At 72.8% G+C, this 15,829-nt stretch carries 11 protein-coding genes; 10 read left to right on the plus strand and 1 reads right to left on the minus strand.

The window, feature by feature from the left end; all coding sequences use genetic code 11:
• Window positions 1–76 precede the first annotated feature (76 nt).
• The 7 genes from ACFV9O_RS12870 to holA all read left to right on the plus strand — a co-directional run bounded on the left by ACFV9O_RS12870 (window position 77) and on the right by holA (window position 8,163).
• Window positions 77–874 (plus strand): hypothetical protein, encoded by a 798-nt coding sequence (locus tag ACFV9O_RS12870; protein ID WP_385416194.1) that lies wholly within the window; start codon window positions 77–79, stop codon window positions 872–874.
• A gap of 291 nt (window positions 875–1,165) precedes the next feature.
• Window positions 1,166–2,011, plus strand: coding sequence for a DegV family protein (locus ACFV9O_RS12875; protein WP_385416195.1), 846 nt, complete (start codon window positions 1,166–1,168; stop codon window positions 2,009–2,011).
• Between the two features lie 512 nt (window positions 2,012–2,523).
• Window positions 2,524–3,327 carry a helix-hairpin-helix domain-containing protein gene (locus ACFV9O_RS12880; RefSeq protein ID WP_385416197.1) on the plus strand — a complete coding sequence of 268 codons (804 nt, stop codon included), beginning with the start codon at window positions 2,524–2,526 and terminating at the stop codon, window positions 3,325–3,327.
• Entirely contained in the window at window positions 3,324–5,825 is a 2,502-nt protein-coding gene (locus ACFV9O_RS12885; protein WP_385416199.1) for a ComEC/Rec2 family competence protein, read from the plus strand. The genes ACFV9O_RS12880 and ACFV9O_RS12885 overlap by 4 nt, the downstream gene beginning before the upstream one ends.
• Window positions 5,826–6,032: 207 nt before the next feature.
• Entirely contained in the window at window positions 6,033–6,845 is an 813-nt protein-coding gene (locus tag ACFV9O_RS12890; protein ID WP_385416202.1) for an arylamine N-acetyltransferase, read from the plus strand.
• Window positions 6,846–6,861: 16 nt separating this feature from the next.
• Entirely contained in the window at window positions 6,862–7,107 is a 246-nt protein-coding gene (locus tag ACFV9O_RS12895) for a hypothetical protein (protein WP_385416205.1), read from the plus strand.
• A 69-nt stretch (window positions 7,108–7,176) separates the two neighbouring features.
• Entirely contained in the window at window positions 7,177–8,163 is a 987-nt protein-coding gene (holA, locus tag ACFV9O_RS12900; RefSeq protein ID WP_385416207.1) for a DNA polymerase III subunit delta, read from the plus strand.
• 762 nt (window positions 8,164–8,925) lie between these two features.
• Here the strand turns inward: holA and rpsT are convergent.
• Window positions 8,926–9,192, minus strand: a complete 267-nt coding sequence (gene rpsT / locus ACFV9O_RS12905) for a 30S ribosomal protein S20 (RefSeq protein WP_385416209.1) — start codon at window positions 9,190–9,192, stop codon at window positions 8,926–8,928.
• A 216-nt stretch (window positions 9,193–9,408) separates the two neighbouring features.
• On the opposite strand from rpsT, the gene lepA reads away from it, so the two are divergent.
• The 3 genes from lepA (at window position 9,409) to ACFV9O_RS12920 (ending at window position 15,739) form a co-directional block, all read left to right on the plus strand.
• On the plus strand, window positions 9,409–11,280 hold the full coding sequence (gene lepA, locus ACFV9O_RS12910; protein WP_385416212.1) for a translation elongation factor 4: 1,872 nt from the start codon (window positions 9,409–9,411) through the stop codon (window positions 11,278–11,280).
• Between the two features lie 333 nt (window positions 11,281–11,613).
• Entirely contained in the window at window positions 11,614–13,500 is a 1,887-nt protein-coding gene (locus ACFV9O_RS12915) for an AMP-dependent synthetase/ligase (RefSeq protein ID WP_385416214.1), read from the plus strand.
• Window positions 13,501–13,816: 316 nt separating this feature from the next.
• Complete coding sequence (locus ACFV9O_RS12920; protein WP_385416305.1) at window positions 13,817–15,739, plus strand: SpoIIE family protein phosphatase; 1,923 nt, start codon at window positions 13,817–13,819, stop codon at window positions 15,737–15,739.
• Window positions 15,740–15,829 lie beyond the last annotated feature (90 nt).

A 15,829-nucleotide genomic window follows, 5' to 3' on the forward strand; every position in this document is an offset into this window, starting at 1 on the left:
TCGGCCTGCCCATTGCGTTTACGGTGGAGGAAGACACCGCACGGGCTGCTGGCCCACGAGTCCGGAGGGCGCCCCCATGGAAGTAATCCTCGTCCTGGCGCTGCTCTTCGTCGCCTTCGTGGCGCTCGGGGTGTATGCGAGCGTCAAGGTGATCGGTGCGGCCAAGCGCGGTGTGGACCGGACGATCACCCAGGCCCGGCGCACCGTCGAGGACACGACACTGCGGGCGAAGAGCCTCGGGCAGGCCGGCGTGGCCGGTGAGCTGGCACAGCTGCGGCTGCATCTGCGGACGTCGATGAAGGCCACGCAGGACGCGCTGACCGTGGGTGTGGCCGAGGACGCGTCGCTGAAGGAATCGGTGGGCCTCTTCCAGCGGCTCAGCGTGCACGGGCGCGACCTGGACGACGAGCTGAGGCGGCTGGAGCGTGAACCCGACCGGAGCCGGGTCGTCGAGCGGCTGCCGGAGCTGCGCGAGCGGGTGGAGCGGATCACGCACTCCGCGGAGTCGCTGCGGTGGGCGGCCAGGGACCGGGCGCGGGCGTTCGCAGAGGACGACCTGACGGCGCTGAGCGCGCAGATCGACGTGGAGGCGGGCGCGCTGCGGCACTGGTCGCGGACCGAACCGGACTGGGCGGCGGAGGAGGCCTGGGGCGCTGCCTCGGGTGCGGGACCCGCGTCGGGGGCCGAGCCGGTGTACCCGGTCTCGGAACCGGCTTCTGGTACGGCACCGGCACCGGCATCGGACGCGGCGCAGGCGCGGGCGGCGGAGCCCGAGGCCGACGCACCGGGTCCGCAGGCGATCACGGCGCGCGATCCGCGTCAGCCGTCGACGTACTCGTGGCAGAAGACGGCGCGCCCGGAGACGACGAACTGACGAACCCGCGGGACGGCGGGGCGCGGGGGAGCACGACGACGCCGGGAGGCGGGGGAGCCCAACGGCACGGGCGGCGAGGCCGCTACGCGCCGCGCAAAGTCGGCAGATACGTCGGCGAGTTGCAGAAACGGAATGCGTGTCCGAGCCAAGCTGAGGGTAAGTGGACGGCTGTGAGCCGGGCTCGGAGGCCGGTTCCGACCTGCTCGAGGCGGAGGCATCCGCGGAGCGGAACCGATCGGGAGCGTGGGGTCGGGCTGCCGTGCGGCGCCCCCTGCGGGTAACCTCCCGCTCATGTCCCGCCATGTCGCGATCGTCACCGATTCCACGGCCTACTTGCCGCCACAGGCAATGGAGCGCCATGGCATCACGGCGGTACCGCTGACCGTCGTGCTGGGCGATCAGGCCCTCGAGGAGGGCACCGAGATCTCGGCCCGCTCGCTCGCGCTCGCGCTGCAGAAACGGCGTCCCGTCACCACGTCGCGTCCGAGCACCGAGACGTTCGCCGCGGCTTACCGGGCGGCGGCCGAGGCCGGCGCGACAGAAATCGTTTCACTGCATCTGTCCTCCGAGTTCTCCGGCACCTACGACGCGGCTGTGCTGGCTGCGCGTGAGGCGCCCGTGCCGGTGCGGGTCGTGGACACCGGCATGGTCGCGATGGCCCTCGGCTTCTGCGCGCTCGCCGCGGCGGAGGCGGCGGACGCAGGCGGCACGCTGGACGAGGCGGTGGCCGCCGCCGAGAAGCGGGCCGCACGCACGTCCGCATACTTCTACGTCGACACCCTCGACTATCTGCGCCGCGGCGGCCGCATCGGCGCGGCCCAGGCGCTGCTCGGCTCGGCGCTCGCCGTGAAGCCTCTGCTTCAGCTCGACGGTGGACGGATCGAGCTGCTCGAGAAGGTCCGTACGGCGTCGAAGGCGATCGCCCGCCTCGAGGAGATCGTCACCGAATGCGCGGGAGCGGGCCGGGTCGACATCGCGGTGCACCACCTCGCCGCGCCGGAGCGCGCGTCCACCCTGGCGGAGCGGCTCCGCGAACGGGTGCCCAACCTCGCGGAACTGCACGTAAGCGAGGTCGGCGCCGTGATCGGGGCCCACACGGGCCCTGGGCTCCTCGGGGCTGTGGTCTCACCTCGCTGATTCGCTCCGGTGGGTGACGGAGTTGTCCACAACGGGTCGGCCATCCACAGGAATTGACGCTGCTCGGCGGGCCTGGGCGGATGTGCCTAACGTCGTGGGGCATGACCTACCGATCACGCTCCGCGACGAGTGGCCCGGGCCGTGCCCCGGCCTCGGACGGCCGTGTCCGTGGCAGCAGACGGCTGCTGCGGTCAGGGCGACGACGACGCCCGGCATCCGCCTCGTCGGCCCCGTCAGCGACCCCGCCGTCGAACCTGTCGCCGTTGCCGTCGTCGGACCTGCCGTCGTCGGACCTGCCGCCGCCGCGGTCGCCGCGTCGCTCGCGATCGTCGCAGTCGGGATCGGCTGTGGCCCTGCGCCGACGTGCGGACGCACTGTTTCGGACGCCGGGCGCTGTGGCCGCCCCCGCCGATGGCACGGGGCTGGTGGACGCGCCTGTCGGAGGGCCGCCGGGAGCGCCTGGACGCCCTGGTGCGACGACGATGGGGCCGCGGTCGGGTCCCCTCCCGCTCGTGTCCGAGCGGGAGGGGACGGGCTCGTCCGCGCCCGAGCGGGAGGAGCCGGTTCCGTCCGCGCCCGAGCGGGAGGAGCCGGTTCCGTCCGCGCCCGAGCTGTCGGCGCGCGAGCGCGGACGGCTCGCGCTGCGGGAGCGACTGCCGCTGTGGATCCAGCTCAGATGCGGGCTGGAGCCGAGGACACTGGCCGCGCTGGCGGTCGTCCTCGTGGTGGCCGTGGGGTTCGCCGTGCAGCACTTCTGGGCAGGCCGACCGGAGCCGGTGCGTGCCCCGGAGCTGGTCCGGGAGGACCGTCCTGCCCCGGCTGCGCCCGTCGGGCCGGAGCCGGAGCCCTCGCCCGGACAGCCGCCCACGGCCGGCCCCGGGGCGCGGATCGTCGTCGATGTGAGCGGCAAGGTGCGGAGGCCAGGAGTGCTCCGGCTGCCCGCCGGTTCGCGGGTCGCCGACGCCCTGCGCGCGGCGGGCGGCGTCAAGGCCGGGACGGACATCACCGGGCTCAACCGGGCACGGGTGCTCATGGACGGCGAGCAGGTGGTGGTCGGCGCCCCGCCGGCGCTCGGCGTCCCCGCTGCCGGCCAAGCGGGCGGTGCTCCGGCCGGACCGGCCGCGGGGCCGGTGAGCCTGAACTCCGCGACGGTCGAGCAGCTCGACACCCTCCCGGGCGTCGGCCCGGTGCTCGCCCAGCACATCGTCGACTACCGCACCGAGCACGGCGGTTTCCGTTCCGTGGACGAGCTCCGCGAGGTCAACGGGATCGGCGACCGCCGGTTCGCGGACCTCCAGCCCTTGGTACGGCCATGACGCGCCCGGAGGTTCACACCGCGGCCGGGCATCGCCTCGGCGCGTCCGACCCCAGGCAGGAGGGCCCGGTCGACCTCCGTCTGGTCCTGCCCGCACTGGCGGCATGGGGCGCGGCCGCCTTCGCCCTGACTGCTCGACCACCCTGGCCTGCGGCGGTGGTGGTGCTGTGCCTCGCCACGTCCGGGCTGCTCCTTGCGCCCCTGGTGGTGCGCGCTGTTCGAGGGCGGTCTCGGCCTGGCTCCGGCAACCGCGTCGCGGCGGCCGCCGTGCTCCTGTGCGCCGCCGCGGGGACGGCGGCGGGCGGGCTGCGCGGAGCCGATCTGTACCGGGGCCCTGTGCCGGAGGCAGCGCGCCAGTACAGCCGCATCACCGGGGAGTTGACGGTCACGGGCGATCCGCGCACGATCCGGCCGCGCGTCCGGGGCGATCACATGACGGGAGCAGCGGTCGCGCTGGACGCGCAGGTCACGAGGGTGACCGGGCCCGACGGGTCCGCCGTCGCCACCCGGGCACCGGTCCTCGTGATCGCGAGGCCGGGTGCGTCGGCCGGGGAATGGTCACGGCTGTTGCCCTCGACCCGGCTGCGCCTGACCGCGCGGTCGGAGCCACCGCTGGAGGGGGACGGCAGGTTCGCCGCCGTCCTCAGAGTGCAGGGCGCCGGACCGCCCCGTGTCGTCGGACCACCGTCGGCGATGCAGCGGAGGGCGGGGAAGCTGCGCGCCGGGCTCCGTCGCGCGACCGACGGACTCGAACCGGATGCCCGCGCACTGCTCCCGGGGCTGGTCGTCGGCGACACCTCCGGGATCGGGCCCGAGCTGTACGCCGCCTTCCAGGCGACGGACCTCACTCATCTGCTGGCTGTCTCGGGCAGCAACCTCACGGTTGTGCTGTTTCTGCTCATCGGCCCTCCCGGCACGGCCCTGCGGGCGGAACGCGGCGGGCTGGCGCCCCGGTTGGGTATCTCGCTCCGGGCGACGGCGCTGCTCGGCGGGGCGCTCACGATCGCTTTCGTGGTGCTGTGCAGACCCGACCCGAGTGTGCTGAGGGCAGCGGCCTGCGGGCTGATCACCCTGCTCGCTGTCGGGACGGGCCGCCGCAGATCGCTGCTTCCGGCGCTGGCCGGGGCCGTGCTGCTGCTCGTGCTGTACGACCCGGGGCTGGCCCGCACCTATGGCTTTCTGCTGTCCGTGCTGGCCACGACCGCCCTGCTGACCGTCGCACCGCGATGGAGCGAGGCACTGCGCCGGCGCGGGATGCCGGGGCGGCCGGCGGAGGCGCTGGCCGCGGCCGCTTCGGCGCAGGTGTTGTGCGCCCCAGTGGTGGCCGTGTTCGCGGCGCGGGTCAGTCTCGTGGCGATCCCCTGCAACCTGTTCGCCGAGCTCGCGGTCGCGCCCACCACGGTCCTGGGCTTCGCTGCGCTCGCCCTGGCTCCGGTGGCGATGCCGGTCGCCGAGGTGGTGGCGCGGTGTGCGGGCTGGCCTGCCGAGTGGATCGCCGGGGTCGCCCGGGCCGGCGCGGCGCTGCCCGGCGCCCAGGTGGACTGGCCGGGTGGCTGGCGCGGCGGCTTGCTGCTCGCCGCGGTCAGCGTGCCGGCGGTCCTGGCCGCGCGGGCGCTGGCCCGCCGCCCCTGGCCGGCCGCCGTCTGTGTCCTGCTGTTTCTGCTGGCGGTGGTGCGTCCCGCGCCGCTCACCCGGGTCGTCGTCGGATGGCCGCCGCCGGGTTGGACGTTCGCGATGTGCGACGTGGGGCAGGGCGATGCCATGGTGCTCGCGGCAGGGGAGGGCACAGCCGTGGTCGTGGACGCCGGTCCTGACCCGCTGCTCACCGACCGTTGCCTGCGCGAGCTGGGCGTCACGCGCATCCCGCTCCTGCTGCTCACGCACTTTCACGCCGACCACGTGGCCGGACTGTCCGGTGCGCTGCGTGGCCGGGCTGTGGGCGCGGTACAGACGACGACGCTCGAAGAGCCTTACGACCAGGCGGCGTTCGTACGCCGCACGGCAGCGGCGGCCGGGGTCCCGGTCGTCCGCGCGGCGCCGGGGGAGCGGCGCCGAGTGGGGCGGCTGGACTGGCGGGTGCTGTGGCCGACGGCAGGGCCGGGGCCACCGCCGGAAGGGCCGAACGACGCGAGCGTCGTGCTGTTCGTCCGGGCCGTGGACGGTCCCTCGCTGCTCCTCCTGGGAGATGTCGAACCGCCTGCCCAGCAGGGACTGATACGGGCCTACCCGGCATTGCCGCCGGTGGACGTCCTCAAGGTCGCCCACCACGGCTCGGCCTTTCAGCACCCCGGCCTGCTGGCGGCCACCCGGCCGCGGCTGGCTCTGATCTCCTGCGGCCGTGACAACCCGTACGGTCATCCGTCGCCCCGTACCGTCGGCGCGCTGCGGGCCCAGGGGGCGGCCGTGCTTCGCACGGACCGGGACGGGGCGATCGCGGTGACGGGAGCGGGCGAGGCACTGCGTGCCGTCGCGCGGGGTGCGGCCCCCTCCGGCGACTGACCACCGCACAGGAGTGGAGGCCGACCTGCTTGTCCCCTTGCCGGCCCGCCGTCATCACCAGAGGAGCGATCTTTGTGGACACTCAAGCAACGGACATCCATGTAACGGCGCGGGCGTGCGTCGGGCGGCGGGGGGAGGGCCATCCGCCGAACGGCCTAGGACCAGTGGCGCATGGCGCATCGGTGCACGTCCGGCGAGACTGCATGCATGGACGCCGCACCGCAGTTGCCGCCGCCGGAGACCGTCGACGCCTACCTCCGCCGCATCGGAGCCACCCGCCCCGAGCGGGCGGACGCCGAGGCGCTGCGCGACCTCCAACTGCGGCACCTGCTCGCCGTACCGTTCGAGAATCTCTCGATCCATCTGGGCGAGAACCTGGTTCTGGAGGACAAGCCGCTCCTCGACAAGGTCGTGGAAGCGCGCCGCGGCGGCTTCTGCTACGAACTCAACGGTGCCTTCGCGGCATTGCTGCGTGGGCTGGGCTTCGGCGTCACCCTGCTCCAGGGCCGGGTGTTCGGGAAGGACGGACGGCTCGGCATCCCGTACGACCACCTCACCCTGCGCGTGGAGACCGGGGACGGAACGGGCCCCTGGCTGGCCGATGTGGGGTTCGGCGACCACAGCCACCACCCCCTCCTGCTGGAGGAGCGGGGAGAGCAGAGCGACCCGGCGGGGACGTTCCGGATCGTCGAGGCGCCCGACGGGGATCTCGACGTTCTGCGGGACGGCAAGCCGCAGTTCCGGATGGACCGGCGTCCGCGGGCGCTGGCGGACTTCGAGGCGGGTGCCTGGTACCACCGGACCTCGCCCGCCTCCCACTTCACCCAGTCCCTCGTCTGCTCCCGGCTCACCGAGGAAGGCCGGATCACACTGAGCGGCAGGAAGCTGGTGACGACGGTGGACGGGAAGCGGGAGGAGCGGCAGCTCGGGGACGACGCGGAGGTGCTGGCCGCGTACCGGGACCACTTCGGCCTCGTGCTGGACCGGGTCCCGGAGGTGCGTCGGCCGGGCGTGCGATGACCGGCACAATATGACGGTGGACGAAGTGAGACATGTGCTGGTGCTGCCCGATCGCGACGCCGCGGAGGAGGCTGCGGAGGCCGTGGGGGAGCGTTTCGGCGTGGCCGAGGAGCCCCAGCTGTTCCGGGACGCGCTGGCCGGTGAGGACGACGCCGAGGACGCCCAGTGGCTGGTCGTCGTCGAGGACCCGGAGGGCCGCCTCGACGCGGGCGAACTGGACGAGTTCGTCGCGGGCTGGGACGGCTGGCGCGAGGTGCCGTAGGGAGCCGCGCTGCCGGGGTCCGTACGGCGCACCGCGGAGTGTCAGCGCCCCGTGCGATGCTGGACCGCGATGGCCACCAGGAAGAACACGAACGACGATCCCCTCGCCCCCGTCACGCTCGCCGTGGGCCAGGAGGACCTGCTGCTGGACCGTGCCGTGCGGCAGGTGGTCGCGGCCGCCAGGGCCGCCGACCCCGACACGGACGTACGCGACCTCGCCCCGGAGCAGCTCCAGCCCGGCACGCTCGCCGAGCTGACGAGCCCCTCGCTCTTCGCGGAGCGCAAGGTCGTCGTCGTGCGGAACGCGCAGGATCTGTCCGCCGACACGATCAAGGACGTCAAGGCGTATCTCGGTGCGCCGGTCGAGGAGATCACCCTGGTCCTGCTGCACGCGGGCGGGGCGAAGGGCAAGGGCCTGCTGGACGCGGCGCGCAAGGCCGGCGCGCGTGAGGTGGCGTGCCCGAAGACGACGAAGCCGGCGGAGCGGCTGACGTTCGTGCGGTCCGAGTTCCGCGCGCTGGGCCGGTCCGCGACGCCCGAGGCGTGCCAGGCGCTGGTGGACTCCATCGGCAGCGATCTGCGGGAGCTGGCGAGCGCGGTGTCGCAGCTCGTCGCGGACGTCGAGGGGACGATCGACGAGGCCGTCGTCGGGCGGTACTACACGGGGCGGGCCGAGGCGTCGAGCTTCACGGTCGCCGACCGGGCGGTGGAGGGGCGTGCCGCGGAGGCGCTGGAGGCGCTGCGGTGGTCCCTGTCGACCGGGGTCGCCCCGGTGCTGATCACCAGCGCGCTGGCGCAGGGCGTGCGGGCGATCGGCAAGCTCTCGTCGGCGCGGGGCGGCCGGCCGGCCGACCTCGCGCGCGAGCTGGGGATGCCGCCGTGGAAGATCGACCGGGTGCGGCAGCAGATGCGTGGCTGGACGCCGGACGGGGTGGCGATGGCGCTGCGGGCGGTGGCCGAGGCGGACGCGGGGGTCAAGGGGGGCGGGGATGATGCGGAGTACGCCCTGGAGAAAGCGGTGGTGACGGTGGCGAGGGCTGCGCGGCTGCGGCGCTGAACGTGACGGGGGCTGCGCCCCCGGCTCCGGCCACGGTCCCAGTCCCCGGCCGAGGTCCCGCCCCCGGCTCCGGCCACGGTCCCAGTCCCCGGCCGAGGTCCCGCCCCCGGCTCCGGCCACGGTCCCAGTCCCCGGCCGAGGTCCCGCCCCGGCCCAGGTCCCGGCCTCGGCCACGCCCCAGTCCCCGGCCGAGGTCCCGCCCCAGGCTCGGCCACGCCCCAGTCCCCGGCCCAGGTCCCGGGCCTCGGTTTCGGCCGGTCCGGTCCGGCCTGCGCACCCCCGAGCCCGCGCTCGCAGACCATCGGGGTGGCGATACCCCTACCCGACGCGGCAGCTTCGCGCCGCGGCCACCCGTGCCGAGGTACCCGCACCGCGTCGCGACGCAGGCCCGGTCCCACACGGGGGCCTTGCGCCGCGGCCGCCCGGGCTGAAGGTACCCGCACCCGCTTTACGCTTCCCCGCCTGAGGCCCGCGGCCGCGCACCCGCGCAACCGCGCGCCCTCACCCGGCCCCCGACCGGCCCCCGCGACGGCGAAGGCCCCGGGCTCGTCCTGGGGAAGGACGAGGCCGGGGCCTTCGACGTAAGACGTTGGACTCGCACCCGCGTGGCGAACGCAGGCCGCGTGCGAGTCCGGGGGTGCCGGTCGGGGGCGGATGAGAGGGCCCGCCTGGTCCTTTCCGGCGATCAAGTCGTCCGGCGTGTCACCCCGTGGGGTTTCTGCCGGGGGTCCGGGGGTCGCCCCCCGGGCTTACAACAGGAGCTCAGCCCTGGAGGGAGGCAACCTTGGCAGCCAGCGCCGACTTCTTGTTGGCGGCGGCGTTCTTGTGGATGACACCCTTCGAGACAGCCTTGTCGAGCTTGCGGGAGGCCTCGCGAGCGGCCACAGTGGCCTTCTCGACGTCACCCGCGGCGGCAGCCTCACGGGCCTTGCGGATCGCGGTCTTGAGCGACGACTTGACGGCCTTGTTGCGCAGGCGCGCCTTCTCGTTCGTCTTGTTCCGCTTGATCTGGGACTTGATGTTCGCCACGAAAGAGCCTTTTCAGGTTCGATGATCTTCAGAGGTGTGTCTCGCGGCCGAGAGGGCGTACGAGACACAGCTGCCCAGGCTACCAGCCGCCGTCGGACCGGCCCAAACCGAGCACTGGGCCGCGGCCATGGGACGATGGAGACTGCGTATCGATCCGACATCGTCCGACATCGACCCGAGACACGAGCGCCCGGCGCTCAAGAATCAGGACCCTGCGTGCCCGCGACCCCTACCCATGTGCCCGAGCCGAGCCGTACCGACCCGGCTCTGATCCGCAACTTCTGCATCATCGCGCACATCGACCACGGCAAGTCCACGCTTGCCGACCGGATGCTCCAGCTGACCGGTGTGGTCGAGCAGCGGCAGATGCGCGCCCAGTACCTCGACCGTATGGACATCGAGCGTGAGCGCGGCATCACGATCAAGTCCCAGGCCGTACGTCTGCCCTGGGCGCCCACCACGGGCGAGGGCCAGGGCAAGACCCACATCCTCAACATGATCGACACTCCGGGACACGTCGACTTCACGTACGAGGTGTCCCGCTCCCTCGCCGCCTGCGAGGGCACGATCCTGCTGGTGGACGCGGCCCAGGGCATCGAGGCGCAGACCCTCGCCAATCTCTACCTCGCGATGGAGAACGACCTCACCATCGTCCCGGTCCTCAACAAGATCGACCTGCCGGCCGCGCAGCCCGAGAAGTTCTCCGAGGAGCTCGCGAACCTCATCGGCTGCGACCCCTCGGACGTGCTGAAGGTCTCGGCCAAGACCGGCATCGGCGTCGACGTCCTGCTCGACCGAGTGGTCAAGGACGTCCCCGCCCCGGTCGGTGTCAAGGACGCCCCGGCCCGCGCGATGATCTTCGACTCCGTCTACGACTCCTACCGTGGCGTCGTCACGTACGTACGAGTCATCGACGGCCAGCTCAACAAGCGCGAGCGCATCAGGATGATGTCCACGGGCGCCACGCACGAGCTGCTGGAGATCGGCACCAACTCGCCGGAGATGCTCCCGGCCGACGGCCTCGGCGTCGGCGAGGTCGGCTACCTCATCACCGGTGTGAAGGACGTCCGCCAGTCCAAGGTCGGTGACACCATCACGACCCTGCACAAGGGCGCCACCAAGGCACTCGGCGGCTACAAGGACCCCAAGCCGATGGTGTTCTCCGGCCTCTACCCGCTGGACGGCTCGGACTACCCCGAGCTGCGCGACGCCCTCGACAAGCTGCAGCTCAACGACGCCGCGCTCGTCTACGAGCCGGAGACCTCCGCGGCCCTCGGCTTCGGTTTCCGCGTCGGCTTCCTCGGCCTGCTCCACCTCGATGTGATCCGTGAGCGGCTCGAGCGCGAGTTCGGCCTCGACCTGATCGCGACCGCGCCCAACGTGGTCTACCGAGTCGTCATGGAGGACGGCAGCGAGCACACCGTCACCAACCCGAGCGAGTTCCCCGAAGGCAAGATCAGCGAGGTCTTCGAGCCGGTCGTGCGGGCCACGATCCTCGCGCCGAGCGAGTTCATCGGCTCGATCATGGAGCTCTGCCAGAACCGTCGTGGCGTGCTGCTCGGCATGGACTACCTGTCCGAGGACCGGGTCGAGATCCGCTACACCCTCCCCCTCGCCGAGATCGTCTTCGACTTCTTCGACCAGCTGAAGTCCAAGACCCGCGGTTACGCGTCGCTCGACTACGAGCCCACCGGCGAGCAGGGCGCCCAGCTGGTGAAGGTCGACATCCTGCTGCACGGCGACAAGGTCGACGCGTTCTCCGCGATCACCCACAAGGACGCGGCGTACGCGTACGGCGTACGGCTCGTCGCCAAGCTCAGGGAGCTCATCCCGCGCCAGGCCTTCGAGGTGCCCATCCAGGCCGCCATCGGCTCCCGGGTCATCGCCCGCGAGACGATCCGCGCCATCCGCAAGGACGTGCTCGCCAAGTGCTACGGCGGTGACATCTCCCGTAAGCGGAAGCTGCTCGAGAAGCAGAAGGAGGGCAAGAAGCGGATGAAGATGGTCGGTTCTGTGGAGGTTCCGCAGGAGGCCTTCATCGCGGTGCTCTCCAGCGACGACTCCGCAGGCGGCAAGGCGAAGAAGTAGTAGGGCGAAAGAAGGACGCGGGGCGGCGGAGAAGCTTCGCAGAAGTGGCGAAGCGGTGGCGGCCGGGTGGCTCAGAAGCACCAAGTGCCCCATTTGCCTGATCCGGCCCACGGGCCCCTGCGCTGCGGCGCGGGGGCCCGTTCGTTATCAAGCGGCAGCCCACAGCCTCTTACGCGGCGCTGCGCGGCGCTCTACCCTGATCTCGCTCGAGGGTTACTCATGAGTTAAACAACCGTGACCGGTCGAGCAGCAAGAGTCAGCCGTGCAGTTCAAAGTCAGTCGTGCAGTCAAAGCCAGTCGTGCAGCAACGCCGCAGCAGGCCCGGAGGATGTCGTGACCGACACACAGACCCAGCTCGAGAACCGACCGCCCTCCGTGGCGACCCTCTTCGTCCAGCGTGTGGCGGCGACTCCGGATGCGGAGGCGTACCGCTACCCGGTCCCGTCCGCCGCCGGTCAGGGCCCCGACGACTGGAAGTCGCTGAGCTGGGGCGAGGCCGCCGAGCGGGTGTACGCCATCGCGGCCGGGCTGATCGATCTGGGGGTGCGGTCCGAGGAGCGCGTGGCGCTCGCCTCCTCCACCCGGGTGGAATGGATCCTCGCCGACCTCGGCATCCTCTGCGCGGGTGCGGCCACGACGACCGTCTACCCCCAGACCAACGCCGAGGAGTCGGCGTACATCCTCGCCGACTCCGAGAGCCGTGTGCTCGTCGCGGAGGACGCGGCCCAGCTGGCCAAGGCCCGCGAGAAGCGCGCGGAGCTGCCGAACCTCCAGCACGTCGTCGTGATCGACCCCGCCGCCGAGCCGGCCGAGGGCGACCCCGAGGGCTGGGTGGTCTCCCTCGCCGACCTGGAGGCGCGCGGCGCCGAGTACCTCGCCAAGCACCCGAGCGCGGTCAAGGAACGCGTCGAGGCGATCACCTCCGAGCAACTCGCCACGCTCATCTACACCTCGGGCACCACGGGCCGCCCCAAGGGCGTCCGGCTGCCGCACGACAACTGGTCGTACATGGCCAAGGCCATCGCCTCGACCGGCCTCGTCACCAAGGACGACGTCCAGTACCTGTGGCTGCCGCTCGCGCACGTCTTCGGCAAGGTGCTGACCTCCGGCCAGATCGAGGTCGGGCACGTCACCGCCGTCGACGGCCGCGTTGACAAGATCATCGAGAATCTGCCGGTCGTCCAGCCGACCTACATGGCGGCCGTGCCGCGCATCTTCGAGAAGGTCTACAACGGCGTGGCCGCCAAGGCCCGGGCCGGCGGCGCCGCCAAGTACAAGATCTTCCAGTGGGCGGCCGGGGTCGCGCGCGAGTACGCCAAGGAGTCGCAGGACAACTTCCGCCGCACCGGCACGGCGTCGGCCTCCTTCGGCCTCACCGCCAAGCACAAGGTCGCCGACGCGCTCGTCTACTCCAAGCTCCGCGAGGCCTTCGGCGGCCGGCTGCGCGCCGCCGTCTCCGGCTCCGCGGCGCTCTCGCCCGAGATCGGCTTCTTCTTCGCCGGCGCCGGGATCCACATCCTGGAGGGCTACGGCCTCACCGAGTCCAGCGCCGCGTCCTTCGTCAACCCGGGCGAGGCCTACCGCACCGGCACCGTCGGCAAGCCGGTGCCCGGCTGCGAGGTGCGCATCGCTGACGACGGCGAGATCCTGCTGCGCGGCCCGGGCATCATGCAGGGCTACCACGGGCTGCCGGAGAAGACCGCCGAAGTCCTGGAGTCCGACGGCTGGTTCCACACCGGTGACATCGGCGAGCTGTCGGCCGACGGCTATCTGAAGATCACCGACCGCAAGAAGGACCTCATCAAGACCTCCGGCGGCAAGTACATCGCCCCGGCCGAGGTCGAGGGCCAGTTCAAGGCGGTCTGCCCGTTCGTCTCCAACATCCTGGTCCACGGCGCGGACCGGAACTTCTGCACCGCCCTCATCGCCCTCGACGAGCCGTCCATCCTCGGCTGGGCCAAGGAGAACGGTCTCGACGGCAAGTCCTACGCCGAGGTCGTCGCCGCCCCGCAGACGGAGCGGCTCATCGAGGGCTACGTGAAGCGTCTCAACGAGGGCCTGCAGCGCTGGCAGACCATCAAGAAGTTCCGCCTGCTGCCGCGTGACCTGGACATCGAGCACGGCGAACTGACGCCCAGCCTGAAGCTGAAGCGGCCGGTCGTCGAGCGCGAGTACAAGGACCTGATCGAGTCGATGTACGAGGGCGCGCGGGAGGCGTAGCACCGCGCACGGCGTGTCGGCGCAGGGGGCATGGCCCTCTGCGCCGACCTCTTTCCGGGGCGCGGCTCCCTGCGTCGACCCCGTTCGGCGCGTGGCCTCTGCGCCGGCCCCGTCCGGGGCGCGGCTCCCTGCGCGCTCACCGGCACGCCGTGCGCCCCTTTCGTGGCGGAATGCCGCTGTCCGGGTGTGTTCGGGTCCCCCGAGTTCGATGACTCGCCGCTTACGGGCGGGCTCGGTCTGTCACTCTGTCCGTGTCGTCAGTCGCCGTGGGGCGACGCCAGAGCCGGACAGGAGCCGCAGCGTGGGGTCCGTTCCGATGCAGCAGGAGACCACTCACCGGTCGGTGCACCTCATCTCGCAGCGCGGCGACGCACGGGCCGCGGCGCGCACCAGCCTGCCCGGCAATCCGCTGGCCGCGTCCGCCGCGCGGCGGTTCGTGCGGGTGGCACTCGCCGACTGGACCCGCCTGGGGATGGTGGCGACGCGCGGAGCGGACCGGCTGGCCGACGACGCCGTGCTCGTCGTGAGCGAACTCGTGACCAACGCCGTCGTGCACGCGGGAACCACCGTGGAGGTCCTCGTACGACTGGACGGGGCGAGCGACGACGATCCGGCGTCGCTGGTCGTCGAGGTGTCCGACCACCATCCCGCGCGGGCCGTACGGAGTGACGCGCCGGATCCCGGGGCGGTGTCCGACGAACCGGAGTACGGGCGCGGGCTGCAGCTGGTCGCCGCGCTCGCCGCGTCCTGGGGGATCACCTACCGGCCGGGGCTCAAGGCGGTGTGGGCACGGCTGGCGCTCGACGGGTGCGGTGCGGCGGGGACGGCCCAGCGCGGGCTGCGCGCCGCCGAGATCCTCGCACCGGCGCCGCGCAGGGCCGCACGGGACGACCGGGACTGGACGGGCCGCGGGGCGCTGTCGTTCCTCGCCGAGGCGTCCGACCTGCTCGCCGGGCAGCTCGACGAGGACATGGTCGCGGCGCTGGCCGGGCAGCTGCTGGTGCCGCGGCTCGCCGACTGGTGCGCGGTGTGGCTGGACGGCGAGACAGGGCCGGTGCCCAGGCTGGCCAAGGTCTGGCACGCGGACGAGTCCGCGATCGAGAGCCTGCGTGCGGTGCTGGCCAAGGACCCGCCGCGGTTGACGGAGGACGCACGCGGTGCGGCCGTGCCCGTTCCCGTCGCCTGGCCCGAGAACCCAGCGGCCGGGAACCCCGCGGCCGAAGCCGCTGCGGCCGGGGACCCCGCGGCCGGGGAGCGGAGCGCCGTCGCGTTCCGCCTGACCGCCGGCGCGCGGCCCGTCGGCACCATGCTGCTGGGCCGCGAAGGCACGCCGGACACCGGCGCGGGGGTACTCGGCGAGGCGACCGCGCTGATCGAGGACTTCGCGCGCCGCGTCGGTCTCGCGATCGGCGCCGCCCGCGCCTACACCCGGCAGGCCACCATCAGCCGGGTGCTCCAGCGCGGCCTGCTGCCCGCCCAGGTCGCGCAGATCCCCGGGGTCGACAGCTCCCTCGTGTACGAGCCCAGCGACGAGGGCCTCGCCGGCGGCGACTTCTACGACATCTTCCCGGCGGGCAGCGGCGGCCGCTGGTGCTTCATGCTCGGCGACGTCCAGGGCAGCGGCCCCGAGGCCGCCGTCGTCACCGGCCTCGCCCGCCCCTGGCTGCGCCTGCTCGCCCGCGAGGGCTACCAGGTCGGGGAGGTCCTCGACCGCCTCAACGGCCTGCTCCTCGACGACGCCATGGAGGCTGCCGAAGCGGCGGCGCTCATGGTCGCGGGCCCCGATCCGACGACGCTCGACGGCACGTACGAGGGGCCGCAGTCGCGCTTCCTCTCCCTCCTGTACGGGGAGCTCACCCCGCTCCCCGACGGCACCGGCGTCCGCTGCACCCTCGCCTGCGCAGGCCACCCGCTCCCCCTGCTGCTGCGGCCCGACGGCACGGTCCGCCCGGCCGCCGCGTCCCAGCTGCTCCTCGGCGTCGTCGACGACGCCGCGTACGAGAGCCAGACCTTCGACCTGGAGCCGGGCGACACGCTGCTCTGCGTGACCGACGGGGTCACCGAGCGGCGCTCCGGGCAGCGGATGTTCGACGACGGCGACGGGCTGGCGCGGGCCCTTGCGGGCTGCGTCGGGCTCACGGCGCAGGGTGTCGCCGACCGGATAAGGCAGGCCGTGCACACCTTCGCGGAGGCCCCGCCGGGCGACGATCTGGCGCTCCTGGTGCTGCAGGCCCGCTGACCTCGGCCGGCGCCGGCCACCGAATGCCGCCTGCCGCCGAACGCTTCGGGCCGTCCGCCGAACGCGGGCTGTCCGGAGAACTCCGCACGT

The sequence above is a fragment of the Streptomyces sp. NPDC059909 genome, assembly GCF_042730885.1.
Lineage (GTDB): Bacteria > Actinomycetota > Actinomycetes > Streptomycetales > Streptomycetaceae > Streptomyces.

Excerpts from the sequence above, each read along its gene's own strand:
- ACFV9O_RS12875 (WP_385416195.1), top strand. The coding sequence starts at position 1,166 with ATGTCCCGCCATGTCGCGATCGTCACCGATTCCACGGCCTACTTGCCG.
- ACFV9O_RS12870 (WP_385416194.1), top strand. The coding sequence starts at position 77 with ATGGAAGTAATCCTCGTCCTGGCGCTGCTCTTCGTCGCCTTCGTGGCG.
- ACFV9O_RS12920 (WP_385416305.1), top strand. The coding sequence starts at position 13,817 with ATGCAGCAGGAGACCACTCACCGGTCGGTGCACCTCATCTCGCAGCGC.
- ACFV9O_RS12890 (WP_385416202.1), top strand. The coding sequence starts at position 6,033 with ATGGACGCCGCACCGCAGTTGCCGCCGCCGGAGACCGTCGACGCCTAC.
- ACFV9O_RS12885 (WP_385416199.1), top strand. The coding sequence starts at position 3,324 with ATGACGCGCCCGGAGGTTCACACCGCGGCCGGGCATCGCCTCGGCGCG.
- holA (WP_385416207.1), top strand. The coding sequence starts at position 7,177 with ATGGCCACCAGGAAGAACACGAACGACGATCCCCTCGCCCCCGTCACG.